This window comes from Streptomyces smyrnaeus (genome assembly GCF_017676345.1).
Lineage (GTDB): Bacteria > Actinomycetota > Actinomycetes > Streptomycetales > Streptomycetaceae > Streptomyces > Streptomyces smyrnaeus.
Genome location: NZ_JAFFZM010000013.1, coordinates 89,396 through 108,401 on the forward strand (window position 1 = coordinate 89,396; position 19,006 = coordinate 108,401).

General features: G+C 70.8%; 12 protein-coding genes and 1 pseudogene. 5 read left to right on the plus strand and 8 right to left on the minus strand.

Going from position 1 to position 19,006, the window contains the following annotated elements:
• The first annotated feature begins 52 nt into the window (after positions 1 to 52).
• Together JW613_RS21430 and JW613_RS21435 are read left to right on the plus strand one after the other, a co-directional pair.
• Positions 53 to 589 (plus strand): SRPBCC family protein, encoded by a 537-nt coding sequence (locus JW613_RS21430; protein WP_209212474.1) that lies wholly within the window; start codon positions 53 to 55, stop codon positions 587 to 589.
• Positions 590 to 720: 131 nt separating this feature from the next.
• On the plus strand, positions 721 to 2,208 hold the full coding sequence (locus tag JW613_RS21435) for a carboxylesterase/lipase family protein (protein WP_209212475.1): 1,488 nt from the start codon (positions 721 to 723) through the stop codon (positions 2,206 to 2,208).
• Between the two features lie 170 nt (positions 2,209 to 2,378).
• Here the strand turns inward: JW613_RS21435 and JW613_RS21440 are convergent, their stop codons facing one another.
• Complete coding sequence (locus JW613_RS21440) at positions 2,379 to 3,329, minus strand: LysR family transcriptional regulator (protein WP_209212476.1); 951 nt, start codon at positions 3,327 to 3,329, stop codon at positions 2,379 to 2,381.
• Positions 3,330 to 3,481: 152 nt separating this feature from the next.
• Between JW613_RS21440 and JW613_RS21445 the strand changes: the two genes are divergently transcribed.
• On the plus strand, positions 3,482 to 3,847 hold the full coding sequence (locus JW613_RS21445) for a darcynin family protein (RefSeq protein WP_209212477.1): 366 nt from the start codon (positions 3,482 to 3,484) through the stop codon (positions 3,845 to 3,847).
• Between the two features lie 171 nt (positions 3,848 to 4,018).
• On the opposite strand, the pseudogene JW613_RS35900 reads toward JW613_RS21445, so the two are convergent.
• The 5 genes and pseudogenes from JW613_RS35900 to JW613_RS21465 form a co-directional block, all read right to left on the minus strand.
• Positions 4,019 to 4,252 (minus strand): annotated as a pseudogene (locus JW613_RS35900) (DinB family protein); the annotation flags it as partial.
• 122 nt (positions 4,253 to 4,374) lie between these two features.
• On the minus strand, positions 4,375 to 5,706 hold the full coding sequence (locus JW613_RS21450; RefSeq protein ID WP_307865982.1) for an MFS transporter: 1,332 nt from the start codon (positions 5,704 to 5,706) through the stop codon (positions 4,375 to 4,377).
• A gap of 51 nt (positions 5,707 to 5,757) precedes the next feature.
• Positions 5,758 to 6,657 (minus strand): dihydrodipicolinate synthase family protein, encoded by a 900-nt coding sequence (locus JW613_RS21455; protein ID WP_209212478.1) that lies wholly within the window; start codon positions 6,655 to 6,657, stop codon positions 5,758 to 5,760.
• Positions 6,658 to 6,767: 110 nt separating this feature from the next.
• Entirely contained in the window at positions 6,768 to 8,084 is a 1,317-nt protein-coding gene (locus tag JW613_RS21460; RefSeq protein ID WP_209212479.1) for an aminotransferase class I/II-fold pyridoxal phosphate-dependent enzyme, read from the minus strand.
• Between the two features lie 120 nt (positions 8,085 to 8,204).
• Complete coding sequence (locus JW613_RS21465) at positions 8,205 to 8,885, minus strand: TetR/AcrR family transcriptional regulator (protein WP_209212480.1); 681 nt, start codon at positions 8,883 to 8,885, stop codon at positions 8,205 to 8,207.
• A 153-nt stretch (positions 8,886 to 9,038) separates the two neighbouring features.
• Here JW613_RS21465 and JW613_RS21470 point away from each other — a divergent pair, with 153 nt between their 5' ends.
• Positions 9,039 to 9,965, plus strand: a complete 927-nt coding sequence (locus JW613_RS21470) for an NADP-dependent oxidoreductase (RefSeq protein WP_209212481.1) — start codon at positions 9,039 to 9,041, stop codon at positions 9,963 to 9,965.
• Between the two features lie 153 nt (positions 9,966 to 10,118).
• Here JW613_RS21470 and JW613_RS21475 read toward each other — a convergent pair whose 3' ends face one another.
• Together JW613_RS21475 and JW613_RS21480 are read right to left on the minus strand one after the other, a co-directional pair.
• Positions 10,119 to 13,808, minus strand: a complete 3,690-nt coding sequence (locus JW613_RS21475) for a hypothetical protein (RefSeq protein ID WP_209212482.1) — start codon at positions 13,806 to 13,808, stop codon at positions 10,119 to 10,121.
• Positions 13,798 to 14,649 carry a DUF4132 domain-containing protein gene (locus JW613_RS21480; protein WP_245226065.1) on the minus strand — a complete coding sequence of 284 codons (852 nt, stop codon included), beginning with the start codon at positions 14,647 to 14,649 and terminating at the stop codon, positions 13,798 to 13,800. Before JW613_RS21480 ends, JW613_RS21475 begins: the two co-directional genes overlap by 11 nt.
• A gap of 671 nt (positions 14,650 to 15,320) precedes the next feature.
• On the opposite strand from JW613_RS21480, the gene putP reads away from it, so the two are divergent.
• Positions 15,321 to 18,914, plus strand: coding sequence for a sodium/proline symporter PutP (gene putP, locus JW613_RS21485; protein ID WP_209212583.1), 3,594 nt, complete (start codon positions 15,321 to 15,323; stop codon positions 18,912 to 18,914).
• The last annotated feature ends 92 nt before the right edge of the window (positions 18,915 to 19,006 follow it).

The window sequence follows — 19,006 nt, forward strand, 5'->3', positions numbered from 1 at the left end:
TCCCTGATCCGACCGCGCAGCCTCAACGGAGAAGAAAGGTAAAGGAACCCACATGTCCACCACGTTGCCCGAGAAGCCCGAGAGCCCCGAGAGCCCCGGGAACCCGGCAAAGTCCCTCGACGTGTCCGGCTACAGCATCACCCGGCCAGCCTGGGTCGCGACCGATTCGAAGCGGGCGTACGACCTGCTGAGCACCGTCTCGAACATCGCTCTGTGGAGCCCCAACGCGATCCGCGCCCAGTACGAGGACGGCTCCGGCCCATGGGCCGGAGCCTGGTTCACAGGCCGTAACCGGCGCGAGGGCACGGAGTGGGACAGCCGTTCGCAGGTGCAGAAGGCCGAACGCGGGGCCGAGTTCACCTACACCGTCCTCGGTTCGGTGCCCGTGCCCATCGTGCGCTGGCGCTGGACCTTCACCCCCTACGGGCAGGGGACCCGGCTGGCCCATACGTGGCAGCTGCTTGAGGCCGACCCCGTTCTCGGTACCACCTACGCAGAACTCGACGCCCTGCGGGACCAGACCGCCGCAAGCATGGAAGACACCCTCGTGGCGCTGGCCGGCTGGATCGCCGACAACCCCGCGGCCTGAACCGCACCCTCACCCGCCCGACGGCCCCCTGGGGCCGTCGGCAGGCACCCCACCTTCAACCACCCGTCGATGCGGCGGAGCCGCCGACGTGCACGCCGCCTGCCCGTCGACCGACAGCAAGGAAGGACCCGTTGACCGACCGCGACATCGTCGTACGGACCGCGCAGGGCGCGGTCCGCGGGAGACACGGCGACGACCACACCGTGTTCCTCGGTATCCCCTACGCCGCCCCGCCGATAGGCAGGGGCCGGTTCGCCGCCCCGCAACCGCACGATCCATGGGAGGGGGTCAGGGACGCCACGGAGGGGGGACCGACCGCGCCACAGGGGCCGCGCCGTCTGGGCGCGCTGGACATGGCAGCCTATTTCGGGCCCGGCTGGGTACCAGGGGCCGACTACCTCACCGTCGACATCTGGGCACCCCGCACCCTTCGGTGTGCTGCCCCGGTCATGGTGTTCGTGCACGGCGGCGGATTCGTCGCCGGTTCCACCCGATCGCCCCTGTACGACGGGAGCCGTTTCGCCCGTGACGGAGTCGTCCTGGTGACGGTGAACTACCGGCTCGGCATCCCCGGCTTCCTCGACCTGCCCGGAGCGCCGCGCAACCGGGGGCTGCTCGATGTCCTCGCGGCCCTGCGCTGGGTTCGGGAGAACATCGCGGCCTTCGGCGGGGACCCCGGGAACGTCACCTTGTTCGGCCAGTCGGCCGGTGCCACCCTCACCGGCGCCGCCCTGGCCCATCCCGCCTCGACGGGCCTCGTGAGACGGGCGATCGTCCAGAGCGGCAGCGGACGTGGCGCCTTCACCACCGAACAAGCCGCACGCGTGACGGCTGCCGCGGCCGAGGCGTTGGGCATCGCCCCGCACGTCGAGGCGTTCACGCGGATCAGCGACCGACGTCTCGTCGACATCGTGCCCGACTTGACGGGGATCGACCTGCGGACAGCGACCGACAGCGATCCACTCATCGGGCTGAGCCCGTTCAGTGTGGTGCTCGGCCGCCAGCCCGCCGACTCCGTCGCCGACGGCCGGGGCGCGGACATCGACCTATTGATCGGGACGAACGCGGAGGAGGCACACCTGTATCTGGCTCCGTTCGGCGCACTCTCCACGTCGACGGCGGCCGACGTGGAGGCCACGGCAGCCCTGTTCCGCCCGGACCCCGCCGAATACGTCGAAGCCTTCCGCCGCAGCCGCCCGCATGCCACGGACGGCGAACTGCGCTCCGCCCTGATGTCGGAAGCCCTGTTCATCGGCGGAAGCCGCGACCTCGCCGACGCGCATGCCGCACACCCCGACACCCGCACCTACTGCTACGAGTTCGCCTGGCGGTCTCCCGCTCTGGACGGTGAACTGGGCGCGGCGCACGCCGTCGAGGTGCCGTTCGTCTTCGACGTGACCGACCAGCCCGGCCTGCGCGGACCCGATGCCCTGCTCGGTTCGCAGACGCCCCCGGCCGGCCTCGCCGCCCGCACGCACGCGGCCTGGATCGCCTTCGCGACGACCGGGAACCCGGGCTGGCGCCCCTATACCGGCCCCGACGGACACCTCATGCGCATCGCCGAGAACTGGCAGCTCGTCCCGGAACGGCGACCGGAACCGGTGCCGCCTGCTGACTGACGGCCGCGACGAGTCAGGCTCTGTCGCGGCGGCGCGGATCATGGCGCGAGCACGTATGGCACGGGTGGGGCCCGGCAGCCTGTCCGTGGGGCCTCACCGGACCTCCTTCCGACTCCCGACCGGCCGCCGACCGCCCCTCAAGGCCCTTGGCCGAGGGGCTCGCTATCGCATCAGTCCGCCGTCGCCCCGGCCCCGGACGCGCCAAGTGTCCGGCGGACGGCGTCGCGGAGCCATTGGTGGGCTCCGTCGGCGGCGTGACGGGGGTGCCAGGCCATGCCGATGGACACGGGCGGCAGCGGCAGGGGGATGTCGAGGAGGCGCAGCCCGAGAGCGGTGGCGGCGTCGGTAAGCGGAGGCGCGGTGCTGCCGGAGGGGTCGGTGGGGACGAGACAGACGACGTCGCTGTGCGCGGCGAGGGTCATGGCAGCCAGGTGGCTGGGGAGGACGACGGTGACCCGGCGGCGGAGGTTCTGCTCGGCCAGGGCGGTATCCAGGGGGCCGGTGAACCGGCCCCGGCGGCTGACCGCGACATGTTCGGCGGCGGCGAGCCGGGCCGGGGTCACGATGGATTCGGTGAGGGGGTGGCCGGGCCGGACCGCTGCCGCCATCCGGAGAGTGACCAGTTCTTCGACCCGGGTTTCGGGATCGACGTGCTCGATGGAGCCGATCTCCAGGTCGATCCGGCCGTCGCGCAGGGCCGGTCCGCCCTCCAGCTCTTCGGAACGGAACCGCAGCGAAACGCCTGGCGCCTCCTGCCGGACCAGCCTCAGCAGTCCGGGGCCCAGGGCCGCGCCGGCCAGGTCGGCGGCCTGGAGGGTGAAGGTGGTGCGCAAAGTGGCGGGATCGACGCCGCCCCTGGGAGTGAGCAGTTCTTCCAGGCGGCGCACCACTGTGGCTGCTTCGTCGCGCAGGGCCTGGGCGCGAGGGGTGGGGACCATCGTCTGCCCGGCCCGGACCAGCAGGGGGTCCTGGAGGGTGCGGCGGAGGCGGGCGAGGGTGCGGCTCATGGCCGCGGGGGACGTGTGCAGGCGCGCGGCGGCGCGGGTGACGCTCTGCTCGGTCAGGAGGGCGTCCAGCGCGAGGGCGAGATTGGCGTCGATGGCGGGCTGTGTGCTGTTCACCAGCAGCTTTCCGTTTCTGGCAAAGATCCGTTGCTGAAGTTCCCATTGTGGCAACACCGAGATCGTCCGCAGGATGGTCTGCGTACCGCCCCGGTACCGGCCACGCGATCCGCGCGGCCGTCCTCACCCGCCGATTCCGGAGGCACCCCGTCATGCCCACTGAAGACACCGCACCCCCGGTCACCGCCTTCATGCTCATCAAGACCATGCCCGAGTGGCTCGCCATGACCCCCGAGGAACGGGTGAACGCCCTCGAAACCCAGGTCATGCCCGCAGTGAAGGCCAGGACCAGCGGCGTCAGGTCGCGCTTCTACGACACGGAGTTCTATTCGACCCGGGTCACCGACGTCTGGGTCTGGGAAGCCGACGACCACGACGCCTACCAGCTCCTCATCGATGCCCTCCGCGAAACCCCCTTCTGGGACCGCTACTTCGAGGTCGTCGACCTTCTTGTCGGCACGGAGAACGGCTACGCCCGCACCTACGGAACCGCTCCCGTCGCCACCATCAGCACCTGATACGCCGCCCGGGCGGGCGCTCCCCGCGCCCACCGGTCACCCGCGGCCGGTGGGCCGCCACTACCGGCGGCCCCGCGCCCGCCCGGGCGCGCCTGCCGCACTCGACAAGAACCACCGCACGGCCGGACAGCGAGGTGACCGTGCTGGAAGCAGTCCTCAACGAGTGGCTGTGACCAGCGCGTTCCCCGGGCCCGGCCAGAGGACTTCGCTCCGTTCCCGAGGCGCTCTGCCGTGAGCGTGATCGATGGCCACGCTCCACCACCAACCCATGTGCCAGCTCAGCCAGCCGACAGTCGGTACAGGAACGGGGTCGGGCTCACTCTCCGCCCAGTCCGGTACCCATGTCCCGTCGTCGGCCCGGTGCATCGTCCAGCAGTTCGTGGTGGGCTCCCACAGGAAGTCGTCGCCAACAGGCCCTTCTCAGCCGCTTTGGGGCGGACTTTGTGTTCCGTGAAGCATGTCGCTCGTTGCCGGTATCAGGACAGTCGGCCACAAAGGCGCGGTCCAGGTGGAGGTGCTGGACCGGATCAGCCGCGAGGCGGGCTCGGCTGTCTGTTCTCGGATCCGGTCGGCGAGGCGGCGGGCGCCGGGAGGGCAGCACCCAGGTGGTGCTCGCGCCGACGGCGAGGGTGGCGGCGCTCGGCCCACGACAGCAGGGCGCTGGTGAGGGCGAGGGCGGTAACCAGGAGGAGGGGGAGGAGGACGCTGGTGCCGATGAGGGCGCCGGCGGCTGCTGTTCCGGCTGATCCGGCGGTGATTTTCAAAGCGCCGACCCAGACGAATATCTGTGCACGGGCGTTGTCGGGGGCGTATTCGTTGCGGGCTGCGAGGGTGGCGGCGAAGAAGTAGGCGTTGGCGATGCCGGCGGCGGCGTAGGCGGCGACGGCGAGCGGGAAGGAGGGGGTGAGGGTGATCAGCAGGAGGGTGACGGCGACCGCGGTGGCGAGGCGGGTGGTGAGCCGGTCCGCTTCGGTGCGCGAGGGACGGATCATGACGCCTGCGGAGCCGGCGAGGTTGCCCAGGCCGTAGGCGGCGGTCAGGATGCCGGCCGCGGCGGCGTCGACGCCGAATGTGTGGGTGCTGGAGACGGCGGTGACGGGGAGGGCGGCGACGCTGAAGGCGACGGTGACGGTCAGATACAGCGTCCGGCGCAGGGGCCCGGAGGTGACGATGGTGATGAGGGTGCGGACCGGGCGGGGGACCTCCTCGCCCACGCCGGGGGCCGGGGTGCGGGGCAGGAGACGGATGACGGCTGCGGCGACGAAGCATCCGGCGGCCAGAACGAGGGCGGCGGTCGTGGGGGAGGCCCAGGCGGAGAGAGCTGCGACGAGGGTGGGACCGACGGTGCCGCCGATGCCGTAGGTGGCCACGTCCCAGCCCTGTGCGCGGCGTTGGCGCCGTTGGCCGTGGCCGGCGATGGCGGGCAGGCGGCTGCTGATGCCTCCGGTGAGCAGTGGCCCGAACAGGCCGGAGGCGATCAGCAGGGCGGCGGTGACGGCCGGGTGGGTGTGGGGGTGGAGCAGGACGCCGGCGGCCAGCGCGGTGCCGTGCGCGAGGGATGCCACGGCGATGACGGTGCGGCCGTCGCGTGCGGTGTCCAGACGGCGGGCGACGAAGGGGCCCAGCAGGTGAGGCGCGGTGATGCAGGCGCCCAGGGCGCCTGCCAGCCAGCTCGATCCTCCGCCGGCGTTGACCATCAGCACGATGGCCACGACCGCGCCGCCGTCGGAGGTGCGGGCCAGGGTCGCCGCGATGACGTAGCGGGCGAGCGGGCCCCGGCCCGCACTGCTGGTGTTCTTCTCGGTGCTGCGGGGTATGGCCGTGCGTTTCCCCGGGGACGGCGGACTGGAGCGGCTCACGTCACCGTCCTTCCGTCGGCGGGAGAACGGTGAGGTGAGCGTGTGACGTGGTCAGGCATGGAGCTGCAGCTTCTCGATCACTGCGGCGACCTGGGCGTGTTCCTTCGCGCCGAGGCCGCGCAGCGGCAGGGGAAGGTTGCGGGGCGTGGTGAGGCCGAGGTGCGCGGCGGCTGCCGCGACGACCCGCAGCGATCCGCCGTGCTGGGCGAACAGGTCCCACAGCGGCTGGAGCCGCTGGGAGTCCCGTTCGGCCCGCTCGGGCTGACCGGCCTGTGCGGCCCGGGTGAGCGCGAGTGCCGGCTCGGGGAACGTGCCGCCGATCACCGAGTACCAGGCGTCGCATCCGGCGTTCAGACCCTTGGCGGCTGTCGCGTCTCCGCTGACGCCGATGGTCACCGTGGCGGGCAGCAGCCGCCGCAGGTGCTCGATGCGTGCCCGGGCCGCCTCAGGATCGGCGGGAACGCCGGGGATCTTGACGGATGCCACGTTCGGGAGGTGCGCCAGGCGGGTGTACAGCTCGTCGGTGAAGGTGAAGTGGGTGGTGCCGGGGTTGTCGTAGATCACCAAGGGGACGGAGAGGTGTGCGCTGACCTCTTCGAACAGGCCGAACACGTCGTCGTCGGTCAACGGCTGGTACGACACCGGCGCCAGCAGCACACCGGCTGCCCCCGCGTTCTGCGCGTCCTCGGCCGCTTCCAGCACATGGCGGGTGCGCAGCGCCCCGATGCCGACGATGACCGGCACCCCGTCGGCGTGCTCGACCGCGAGGCGGGCGACGCGGGCCCGCTCCTCGCGGGTCAGGTAGGCGTAGGAGCCGGTGGACCCCAGCGCCCCGATCGAGTCGACGCTGGTGGTGGCGAGCCGGTGGACGAGCCTGCCGTACGCCTTCTCGTCGATGCCCGCGTTGCCGGAGACGGGGGTGAGGGGGAAGGCGCTCAGACCGGTGAACAAGTGGAACCTCCGAAGGTACGCGGGCGTGATGACTACGGGCGGTGGCGCGGCGGCACACCACGCGGTCGGGTGCCGCGGGGTGTCGCGGACGAGGGAAGGAGGTCCGCTCGTCAGTGCGGGGTGCGCAGGGAGGTGACGACGGCGGCGAGTTCGGCGGCGAACGCCTCGGCCTGCGGTTCGGTGAGGGTGGAGCTGGTGACCCGGATCGCGCCCTGGTGGGAAGACGGATCATGGACGAAGAGGTGGCCGGGGCGCACGGCCCAGCCCCGCTCAGCCAGGGCTTGGACCACCGCTCGGCTGTCGACGTCGAGTTCGATCCACACGTTGAGCCCGTCAGGCCGGTGGGGCACCTCGATGCCATGGGCGTGCAGTTGCTGGACGAGCACGCCGCTGCGGTGTGCGTAGGCTTCGCGGGCGCGTTCGTGGAGTTCGTGCACGCCGGGATCGGCCAGCAGTTCGCGGGCACTGTGCTGCAGCAGGCGGCTGACCCAGGTGGTGCCGGCGCTGAGCCGGGCCTCCAGGCGCGTCGCGCTCTGCGTATCGGCGGCGACCAGGGCCAGGCGCAGGTCCGGGCCGAGGAACTTGGACACGGACCGCACCAGTGCCCAACGCGCCGTGGTCGTGGGAGTGATCCGGCAGTACGGGCGGGTGGAGACGGCTGAGAAGTGGTCGTCCTCGATCACCAGGACCTGGGGGTGGTGGGCGAGGACGGCGCGCAGGTCGGCGGCCCGCTCCGCAGTCAGGCTCGCTCCGGTGGGGTTGTGGGCTCGCGGCGTGCAGACGACCGCCCGGGCACCGCCTTCGAGAGCGGCCCGCAGGCCATCGGGGCGCATGCCCGCGCTGTCGACCGGGACCGGTGCCGGCCGGTAGCCGTTCAACCGCAGCGTGCCGATGCTCGCCAGGAAGCAGGGGTCCTCGACCGCCACCGTGTCGTCGCGGGCGAGGTGGGCGTTCAGGAGCCGTTCGGTGGCATCGACCGCGCCGTGCGCGACCAGCGTCCGAAACGGTTGCTCCAGGTCTTCGGCGAAGTCGTCGCGGGCCCACGTGTCCAGCGCCTCATCGATCGCGGGCATGCCGTACAGGGGCTGACGGTAGTGTCCGCTGCGGGCTGCGGCCAGGATGTCCGGCAGCAGTTGCGGATCAGGGTTGCCGCTGGCCAGATCGACGCAGTCGCCGCCGACACCGACGCCCTCGCGGGCGAGCTGCGGCACTGCGGCGATCACCGTGCCGCCACGGCCCCGGGTCTCAGCCACCCCGGCCTCGACGAGCCGCCGGTAGGCCAGGGCGACCGTGTTCCGGTTCACCCCCAGCCCGGCGGCGAGCGTCCGCACCGGCGGCAGCACCGCTCCTGGTGCGAGCTCGCCCGATGCCACCTGGTCCCGCACACTGCCGGCGATCTCCGCCGCAGTCGTACCGCTGGTAGGCACGCGATCACCTCCACACGCCACCCTAGCAGTTTGTCCTATGCCAAAAAGAGTGCGGCAGTGCTCTGGAGCCGAGCGCGGGTGGCGATGCCAGGATCACCGAACTTGCCTTCGACGGTCCGGTCATCCCGTTCGACGCGGTGCCCTGTACAGATCGTCGAGGCGGAGTGGCGCGGGTTCGGGCAGCGGTGTGTCGTCCGTCGGCCGACAGGACTGGAAGAAGTAGGCGAGCAGGCGACGGGACGCGGCCATGGAGGCCGCCGGGGAGTCTTGCAGGACGCCGTTGTTGGCCAGGAGCAGCAGTGTGATGTCGCTGCTGTCGAAGTCCTTGCGCAGCTGTCCGGTGTCCTTCGCGCGCTGTATCAGCCGGGCGAGGCCCGACTCCGCGCGGGCACGTTCACGCCGGACCTCGGGCGCGTCGGGGAATTCGGCGAGGAACGCGGCACTGAAGCCGCGATCCTCCGCCTGCATCCGGCAAACCTTGGTGAGGGCAGTGCGAAGTCCGCGCCACGGATCGTCGTCCTTGAGTGCCTCGTCGACGGTCGCGATGCACTGGCCGAATTGTTCGGCGAACGCTGCCGCGATCAGTGAGTCGCGGGTCGGGAAGTGCCGGTAGAGGGTGGCGGCACCCACACCGGCTCGGCGGGCGATTGCGCTGGAGGGCACGTCGGTGCCGTCGAGGGCGTACGCGTCGCGAGCGGCCTGGAGGAGCCGAGCGCGGTTGTTCCGGGCGTCGGCTCGCTGTCTCCGGGTGGGGGTGTCGGCGGGGGAGGTGGACGGGTTCCGAGACAGTCGGTCGGGCATGTCTCCCACTTAAGCACAAACGGAAGAGGTCGACCGTTTAGCGGGTTAGCGTACGTGATGCTGCGGGTTCCCGCAGCCGGTTCCCGGCCGCGCGGAGATGAGCGGCTGCGGGTTCTCCTGTCGAACGACGTGCCGTGTGTATGGAGGCTGACCGTGTTTGCTGTGCAGTACCACCGCTATGGCGGTTCCGAGGTTCTTGCCGTCGAAGAGGTCGAGGAGCCGCACGCCGGGCCCGGTCGGGTCCGCATCGCCGTGCGTGCCACCGGTGTCACCCCTGCCGACTGGTACCTGCGTTCGGGGAAGCTGCGGGACTTCGTCTCCCTGGACTTGCCGCACATACCGGGCATGGATGCCGCGGGCATCGTCGACGAGGTGGGGGAGGGGGTGACCGGCACCGCCGTGGGAGACGCGGTCTTCGGTCTCGTTCCCTTCGTGGACCAGGGTGGCGCCACGGCCGAGTACGCCGTGCTGGAGGCGTGGGCTCCCAAGCCTCGGTCGTGGTCCTTCGGGGAAGCGGGCGGCGCCGCGGGCAATATCGACACGGCCACGCGTGTACTGGAAGCCTTGGACGCCGTCGAGGGCATGACCTTGTTGATCGAGGGTGCCGCCGGCGGTGTCGGTACCATCACCGCGCAACTCGCCCGGGCCCGTGGCCTCACCGTGATCGGCACCGCCAGCGAGGGCAATCACGGTTTCCTCGAGGGGCTCGGCGTCGTACCGGTCACCTACGGGCCGGGCCTGGCCGATCGCCTTGCTGCACTGGCTCCGCGCGGTGTCGACGTGGTTCTGGACGCGGCGGGCAAGGGCTCCCTTGCCGAACTGGTGGCCATCGTCGGCGACCCGCACCGCGTGGTGACCATCGCGGACTTCGACGCCGCTCGGCACGGAGTGCGGTTCTCCCGCTCCGAGGCAGGAGCGTCACCGGGCTGGGCAGGACTGCCGTTGGCGGTGGACCTGGCCGATCAGGGCCGCCTCACCGTCCCCCTGCACGCCGCGTTCCCGCTGAAGGAGACCGCCGCGGCCCACGACGCCAGCGCCGCCGGCCACGCACGCGGAAAGATCATCATCACCGTGCCCTGAGTGATCGTCTTTGAACCGCCCCTTCCATCCACGCAGTTGGGGTGGGCGGCGCAGCCGCAGAGCTACCGGGACGCGGCGCCGCCGTACGCACGCGTCCCCTACTGGGGGCGCTGGCGAGACGCTTTCCGCCGACCGCTGATCGAACCGGAACCGTCATCCGGACGGCGACCGTCGGAATGCCTCTGCCAGCCGTTCGGCCATCATGTGCTGGTTCCACAGCTGTCCCGGGTCGTTGGGCATCGCCGCGTCGTACAGCTCCAGGCGGGCTTCGGTGGGCATTCGCCGCAGCCTTTCGCACGCGTCGGCCGCCTCGGTCACCTTCAGCCCCAAGGCGGCGCGGGTGTCGGGCGACAGACATTCGTCGGTGCGGACACCGCCGGAGTCGACTCCGGGCAGGCCGGTCAGCCACAAGGCTGCCTCCGCGTGGTCGAGGTCGGCGGCCTTGGCGAGGCAGGCTGCTGCGTCGGGGTCGAACGGCACCGGTTCGCGTCGCTCCAACTCGTCGGCCAGCAGTCGCAGCCGCTTGACGGTGGCCCAGCCTCGGGCCACCGGCCGGATGTCGACGAATCCTTCCGGCCGGGGTGGGTCGCCGCGTTGCAGAAACGCCTTGATTCTGTAGTTCCTGGCTGCTTGCGAGCGGGCCCAGTCGCCGAAGTGCATGGCGATGTCCAGCGGCAGCAGCTTGCCCTCCGCGGTGGACTGGGCCGCCGGGGGTTCCTCGTCCCCGTCCTCTCCCGGGTCCAACAGGCCGCGGTGCAGTGCCGGATCGGTCAGGGGCGAGGAAGCCCAGAACCGCAGCAGCCCGATCACGGCCGTGCGGTGCTCGGCAGGGGTGACGGCGCTGGCCGCGCGGATGCCGAGGCCGCCGATGCGGCCGACGAGCTCCGTCCAGTCGTAATGACTCCCGTGGACCGACCAGTGGGCCATGACCGTCTCGCCGTCGATCGAGCCGGTGAAGAACGCCGAGGCCAGCTCGATCTGCCGTACCGTCCCGCCAGTTCCCTCGGAGTAGAAGCTGACCAACCCGTCCAGAGCGCCGTCCAGGTCCGCTTCCGGAACCTCCAGCAGTCGTGGGGTCTGCCGATCGAGCACTTTCAGGAGCCGGTCCCGGTGCTGTATCCGGCGGTTGGTCTCCTGGAAGAACCCCGTCAGGCCGTCCAGCAGCAGTTGGTGGCTGACCTCGGGCAGCAGGAGACCCAGGGCTTTCCGCAGCGCCGAGATGGAGGTGGCTGTCGCCGCCAGCAGTGCCCGCACGGTGTCCTCGGAGATCTCCCGCAGCGCCCGCGAGCCGGGAAGGTCACGCGGCGTCAGGAAGTGCCAGAACGCCTTCGGTGGCATGCGCCGTGTGCCCGCGGCCATCGGGGACGGGTGGTTGACGATCCAGTCCTGGTCCATCATGTAGACCCGCCAGTGTGCTGCACCGGTTTCCGGGTCGCGTGCGGTGACGTCGTAGCCGCCGTCCAGCAGCAGCCGTCGGTCCGAGCCGGGAACGTCGAGCAGCCCCCAGGGGATGGGTGGCTTGGACGACCAGCGAGCGTGCGGCAGGTAACCGGTCATCGGGAGAGCCGTGCCGTGAACGCCGTCGATACGGTGGTAACGGACCTGTCCCGTCAACCGGTCGTAGGCGACCCTGAAGCCCAGATGGGTGCCGTCGGTACCCAGGGGCGAGGTGGCGGTGCCGGCGATGACCGGGGCCAGCGACGAATTCTCGATCAGCCAGCCCTCGTCCTCACCCAGCAGCGACGGATCGAGGAACGCGGGCAGGCCGGGCTCGCCGAGCTGCTCGGTGGCCAGGTCGACGGGGCGCACCACCCGAGATTCTTTGTCCACGCCGGTGTACCACCAGTACGTCCGGCCGTCGTGGAACATGTGGCCCTCAGGACCGACCCGGCGTTCGCCCACGGTCAGGAGCCGGTGGCCCACGAAGCGCCGGGCGCGGGGGCCCAGAAAGGTGTAGCCGGAGCGCGTCTTCTCGCCGTACCGCCACTTCCACGAGGTTACCCGCTCCGTGTGGACCTCGGCCGGTGCGCCGGACCAGTACACGCTCTGGTCCTGGTTGACGGCGTGGAAGACCTGGAACTCTCCTTCGGAGAAGAACGCCCGGACGTCGTAGTTGAACTGTTCGGCGCCCTTCGGCACCACCAGCCGGTGCTCCGCGATCCGGCCGCCGGGGCCGATAGCGATGGCCTTGCGGCGGTCGTGCACGGTCAGGATGGGCCAACTGGCCCGGCACCAGTTGTCCTCGCCCTTCAGCTCGCCGGCGGCCTTGTCCAGGGCGTCCCAGCCCAGTTCGTCGAGGACGCCCGCGCGGAGCGTCCTGGTCAGCGGGGCCACGAAGTCGATGCGGGCGAGCCGGCCTGGGAGGTCGGGCAGTTCCGCCACCGCCCGCCGGGACAGTGTGGCGTAGAGCCAGTCGAAAGCGTCGAGAGCGCTTTGCAGGGTGCCGGAAGTGGCGCAGTTCAACCGGTCGTCGATGATCCAGCGCAGAGAGGGTCGCAGTGGCTCGATCGCCCATTCCCTCTTCCAGCGTTCGTCGGACCACTTGTCTTCGAGGAGGGAATGGACCAGCAGGTCGGTGAACCGGTCGTCGGCGGACAGCGCTTCCAGATCGACGCGGTCGTGCTCCCACCAGTGCCCCAGCAGCAGCTTCGGATCAGGGTCCGGCACCGGGATGCCCGCTGCCAGGCAGCCGCCGATGACCCCCGCGTCGATGCGGTACTCCTTCGCTGTGCCGTAGCCGAGGCGCAGCGGGCCCTCTTCCGGGCTGATCCGTTCGGCCAGGCGCGGCAGCAGGTCCAGCAGCTCCTTGGGGGCCTTGGGGGGACGTTCGCCGGGTCCGCGGTAGCGGCGCAGCATCGCAGTGAGCCAGCGGCCGGTGTCCTCGCCGAGCTGGTCGAAGGCGCCCGCTTCGTCGAGGAAGGCGATCCACCAGGCGTCCATGTCCGAATACGGGAGGTCGACCAGTTGCCACACCAGCCGCTGCTTCACCGCGTCCGAAGTGGCGACGGCGGCCAGCCAGGTCTTGCGCTGCGAGGTCCAAAAGCCGTCCGAGGCCCGCCAGAGCGCCGGTGCTTCCACGAGGAGTTCCAGCATGGACCCGTGTTCGGCCGCCACGTCGAGGCCGGCGGCCTTGGCCAGTTTGGTGAGCTGCTTGAGCACCTCGGGCCAGGGCGGCAGGCCGCCGAGCGTACGGCGGACGGCCAGCTCCCGCAGCTCCTGGTAGGCCTCGACGGGGTCGCCCCGGCGCTTGCCGAGGTCCGCGACGTAGGTCTTGATGTCCTTGACCGACAGTGCCCCGGCGAGGGCGAACTCCAGGAACACCGTGCGCTGCCTGGTCGGATCGACGGACGGCAGGTACTGATCGGCCTGGCGTGCCCGGCCGAACATCATCGCAGCCTGCCGGAGGCGGCCGGCGGCGATGAACGCCCGGCCGACCTGTTCCCAGTAGGCCGGAAGGTGGGAGTTCGGCAGCGTCGCGGCGATCTGTCCGTACAGATCGAGCGCGGGCCCCGGCTTGGGACCGGCCAGCCGCTCGGCGCGCGCCATCTCGGGTGCCGCCGCGAGGGCCGCGTCGGCGTGGGCGGGGTCGTGGAGCACGGCCCACGCCGGGTAGCCGGGCTCCTGGCGGTACCCGGCCGCCACTGGTGGGCCGGCATCGGGTGCGGAGAATCCGGCGGCGGCCAGCACCTGATCCTCGCCGGGCGCGGCGGCCTGCCCGGTCAGCCGGACCACGGGGCGGGTGCCGAGCAGCGGATGGGTGTAGCGGCGCGCGGTGACCGGCTCGCCGCCCGAAGTACCTGCGGGCGCCAGGCCCGTGTCCAGCGCGATCCGGTCACTGGTCATCGGTCGTCCTTCCTGCATGGATCAGTTCTGCCATGCGCACGCCTTCGGACCAGGCCACCGGACCGACCTGGCCCAGCGCCACGGGCCGTTCGGATGCGTCCACCCACAGCAGTCGTCCCGTCTGGATGGGCAGGCCGGGATCGTCGGCCCCCAGCCAGTAGCGGGCCTGCAAACCGACGCCACCGTCAACGATCCGCAGCATCGCGAAACCGCCGCGTATGACGAAGCCGTACCGGGCGGCGCGGGCGGTGGCGTGACGCAGCTCCTCGAACCCGCCCCCGGCGTAGTCCTCAAGGCTGGTGGCTTCGGGGTCGACATCGTCCGGCCGGTGGTGGATCTCGCGGGCGAGCTGCGGGACACCCTGCGCGGCGCCACGGTTGGCGAGCAGTTCCCGCCACTTTTCCACGTCGGGCAGCAGGATCGGATGCGGCAGGGAAATGGGGCCCACCACGGAGGTGTGCGGAGTACCGTCCCGGCCCACCAAGACAGTGCGACCCTCCTCGGTGACCTCCGTCAACAAGCCCGTCCGCCCGTCGACGACCACCACGAGGTGCTCCAGGACCGACCGCCAGCTCGGGTCCGGCCACACGCGGGCCAGCAGGGCGGGGGGCACCGGAACGCCGGCCAGCAGCCAGGACTCCACGGTGGACCGGCATTCCTCCTCGTGCCGCACCAACCACTCGCGCAACTCGGACAGCTTCTCGCCCACCGAACTGCTGCGCACGGCTCTGGGGACCGACCGCAGCACCTGGCCGTCGGTCTTACGGCATCTGAGAGTGGTTCCGTCCAGAGCCAGTTCATGGCCATGGGTGGCGGGCAGCCACACGGGGGGAGTTGACATGATCCGCATCATGTCAGTCCCCTGTGACAATCAGCCTGCGAAGTGAGGGTCGCGATGAGGACCCCTCCCTGCTCCTTGTGGTGGCCGACGACGGTGAGGCGGCTGCCGTCTTCCGCGTGGGTCGATACGGCACTGCGGTCGACCGGGGGAGAGGGCGGCGGTCTCGGCGAACCGGTCTTTGCCCCCGCATGTGCTCGGTGAGTTGGGCCGGTTCCGTCTTGTGCGCGGTCGACAGGTATGTGCTGGTCCAGGCTCGGGCAGTTCACCGGCCAGGACGTCGGCAACGATGCCAGGTGGCCGTGGCCGTGGCCGTGGCCGTGGCCGTGGACGGGCGTGCCCTCCTTTGCGTGAGGGGCGAGAGGACCCCAGCGATGCCGTCCGGCCACAGGCGCAGGCGGGGGCGGCGCGGCGGCCGGAGCCCGGGGTGGGGGAGCCTTCTACCCGGACGTATGCCGCCGGGCGAGCGCGCCGCCGCCGAAGGGGCACCGCTCGACATCCGTGCCGGGTGGTCTCTCTTTCGAAGCACCTGCGCATGGAGACCTGCGTGCCGACACACATGCGGTGGTCAAGTTCCGGCGACCGGTTTCAGTACATTGAGACGCCAGTGCGTGCGACTGCCAGGCGTGTCGATGGTCGCCTCCGGGCTCATGAACCTCTCCAGCGGGAACAGCATGTTCGAATTGAGTACGCCGATCGTGACCGTGGTCGCCCTGTACGTGGTCGCCATGGTCGGAATCGGCGTCTGGGCTTACACCCGCACCCGTACCTTCGCCGCCTTCGCCCTCGGGAGCCGCAGGCTGAGCGCGTCCGTCGCCGCTCTGTCCGCAGGAGCCAGCGATATGTCCGGCTGGCTTTTTCTCGCACTGCCCGGAGCGGTGTACGCCGCCGGCCTCGGTGCCAGTTGGATCGCGGTCGGCCTGGCGGCCGGCACCTATCTCAACTGGCTCTTTGTCGCGCCCAGGCTGCGTACCTACACCGAACGGGCCGGGAACGCGGTAAGCCTGTCGGCCTATCTGGAGGAGCGCTTCGAGGATCGCACCCGGATGCTCAGGATGGTTTCGGCCGCGGTCACCCTGGTGTTCTTCACCGTCTATGTCGCCAGCGGCCTGGTGGCCGGAGGAGTGCTGTTCGAGCAGGTATTCGATGTCCGGTTCGGGCTCGGCGTGACGGTGACGGCTCTGGTGATCGTCACCTACTCCTGTCTCGGCGGCTTCCTCGCAGTGAGCCTGACGCATGTGGTGCAGGGCGTGCTGATGTTCCTCGCCCTGCTGGTGCTCCCGGTGACGGGTGTCGCGGTCCTCGGAGGTTTCGGGGCACTGGGCACCGCCCTCGACGACAAAGGGCCGGGCCTGCTGGACATGGGGTCGGATGTCGACTACGCCGACGGACAGTGGTCGGCAGGCGGAGGGCTGGGCGCCGTCGCGATCGTCTCGCTGCTCGCCTGGGGCCTGGGCTACTTCGGGCAGCCGCACATCTTGGTCCGCTTCATGGGAATCCGCAGTATCCGTGCGGTTCCGGCGGCCCGCCGTATCGGCACGGGGTGGGTCGTGGTCGTACTCGCCGGGGCCACGCTCGCCGGACTGGTGGGCATCGCCGAGCTCGGTGAGCCGCTGTCCGACCCGGATACGGTGTTCATCGTCCTGAGCCGGACGCTGCTCGATCCATGGGTGGCCGGGGTGATGCTGGTCGCCGTGCTGGCCGCCATCATGTCGACCGCGGACAGCCAGCTCCTGGTGTCCTCCGTGGCTCTCACCGAGGACTTCTACCGCGCGTTCCTCAACCGGCGTGCCTCGGACAAGGCCCTGGTGTGGGTCGGCCGGGCCGCGGTCGGCCTGGTCATCGTGGTGGCCTTCCTGATCGCGCTCCATGCCGGCGGACTGCTGAGCATCGTCGCGTATGCCTGGGCCGGATTCGGTGCCGCCTTCGGGCCGGTCGTCCTCCTCTCGCTGTACTGGCCGCGGATGACCTGGGCGGGGGCGATGGCCGGGATCGTGTCGGGCGCGGCCACGGTGCTTCTCTGGGAGCAGATCAACCCGCTGCTCGGACCACTCGAGTCAGGCATCTACGAAATGGTCCCGGGCGTGCTCGTCGCCACGGGGGCCGCTCTGTTCTTCGGCAGGTTCGTCGGCCGACCGCCGAAGCGGGCCTTCTGGCGGATGCCCGGCGGCGGGGTGAGCCAGCTGATGCTCGTGCCGTCTCTCACCCACGCGCCTGTCGGCATGGCCGTTTTGGACACGGACCTGCGCTACGTCTGGGTGAACGAGCCACTGGACCGCCTGATCCCCCTCGAACAGCGGCTGGGGCGACAGGTGAAGGAAGTGCTGCCGAAGGAGGAAGGCCAGGCGTTCGAGGAGAAGATGCAGTCGGTCCTGGAGACCGGTGCTCCGGTGATGGACTACGAGTTCCGTGGCCCCCGATACGCGGACCCGCGCCGCAAGCGTGCCTTCTCCGCGTCCTTCTTCGTCATGAAGGACCGCCAGGGCCGACATGTGGGCATCTGGTACATGATCATCGACGTCACCGAGCGCTGGCAGGCACAGGAACGGCTGGCCCTGCTGAACGATGCCGCCGTCCGCATCGGCACCACACTGGACGTGACGCGGACGGCGCAGGAACTGGCCGAAGAGGCCGTGCCCGCGCTCGCCGACTTCGTCGCCGTCGACGTACTGGACTCGGTCATGAGGGGTGAGGAACCCGCCCCCGGACCGGTCGGTATGACGCCCGTCCTGCGCCGCGCGGGGCAGCAGTCGGTGCGCGAGGGCTGCCCGGAGGCCAGCTGGGCCGTGGGGGAAGCCGTCCGGCGTGCTCCGTCGTCGCCGGTGACCCGCTGCCTGCTGCAGAGCAGAACGCTGGTGGAACGGACCCTGGACCCCTTCACCAGTCCTTGGGTGATGGAGGACCAGCCCCTGGGTGCCTCCGTCCGGGCGTTCGACTTCCGCTCGCTGATGGTGATCCCGGTGCGGGCGCGCGGCGTCACCATGGGCGTGGCGACGTTCGCCAGGTCGCAGGACCGGGCGCCCTTCGAGGAGGACGACGTGCGTCTCGCCGAGGAAATCGTCTCCCACGCGGCGGTGTGCGTGGACAACGCGCGCCGCTTCACCCGCGAGCGCACCGCCGCCCGTTCCATGCAGAGTTTTCTGCTGCCACGGCAGTTGACCGCCGGATCCGCGCTGGAGGTGGCGTCGTGGTATCTGCCGGCAGATGCCCCCAGCGGTGTGGGCGGGGACTGGTTCGACGCGATTCCGCTGTCCGGAGCCCGGGTCGCCCTGGTCGTCGGGGACGTGGTCGGACATGGCATCAACGCGGCGGCAACCATGGGGCGCCTGCGTACCGCAGTGCGCACCCTGGCCAACCTGGACCTCCCCCCGGACGAATTGCTCGCCCATCTGGACGACCTCGTCATCGGCCTCATGGAGGCGCCCGACAGCGAGGAGCCGTCTCAGGAACCCACGGCGGCCGAGGGCGAGACCGCACGCGCCGCGTTCCTGGGGGCCACGTGCCTGGTCGCGGTGTACGACCCGGTCAGCAGGCGGTGCACCCTGGCACGGGCCGGCCACCTGCCGCCCCTGATCGTCGCCCCCGATGGAAGCGCCGACATCCTGGACCTGCCGGCCGGACCGCCACTCGGCCTCGGTTACCTCCCCTTCGAATCCCTCGAACTTGAGCTGGCCGAGGGCAGCCTCATCGCGCTCTACACCGACGGCCTCATCGAGACCTATGACCGGGACATCGACGTGGGGCTCGCCCGACTGGGTGAAGCCCTCCTGGCGCCCAGGCCGACGCTGGAGGAGACCGGCCGCAACGCGCTCGACGCCCTGGTGACCGGCCCGCCGGCCGACGACGCGGCCCTGCTGCTGGCACGGACCCGTGTCCTGGCCCCGGACCAGGTCATCTCCTGGGACGTGCCCAGCGATCCGGCTGCTGTCGCCCGCGCACGCACCCTCGCCGGCGAGCAGCTGGGGGAGTGGGGCATGGACGAGCTGACGTTCACCACGGAACTGATCGTGAGTGAACTGGTCACCAACGCCATCCGCCATGCGACCGGGCCGGTCTGCCTCCGCCTGATCCGCGACCGCTGCCTGATCTGCGAAGTCTCCGACGCCAGCAGCACATCACCGCGCCTGCGCCACGCCCGGACCACCGACGAGGGAGGCCGGGGCCTGCTGCTCGTGGCCCAGCTCGCCCAGCGCTGGGGTACCCGCCATACGGCGACCGGCAAGGTCATCTGGACGGAGCAGGCCCTCCCCACCTGCCCGGACGTCTAGGAAGTGGGATCGGAGGGCGAACTGTCGCGCGGCGGCTGCCGGCGCGTGCTTCCCGCCCGGGACGCGGGCCGGCCCTCTTCACCGATCGCGGC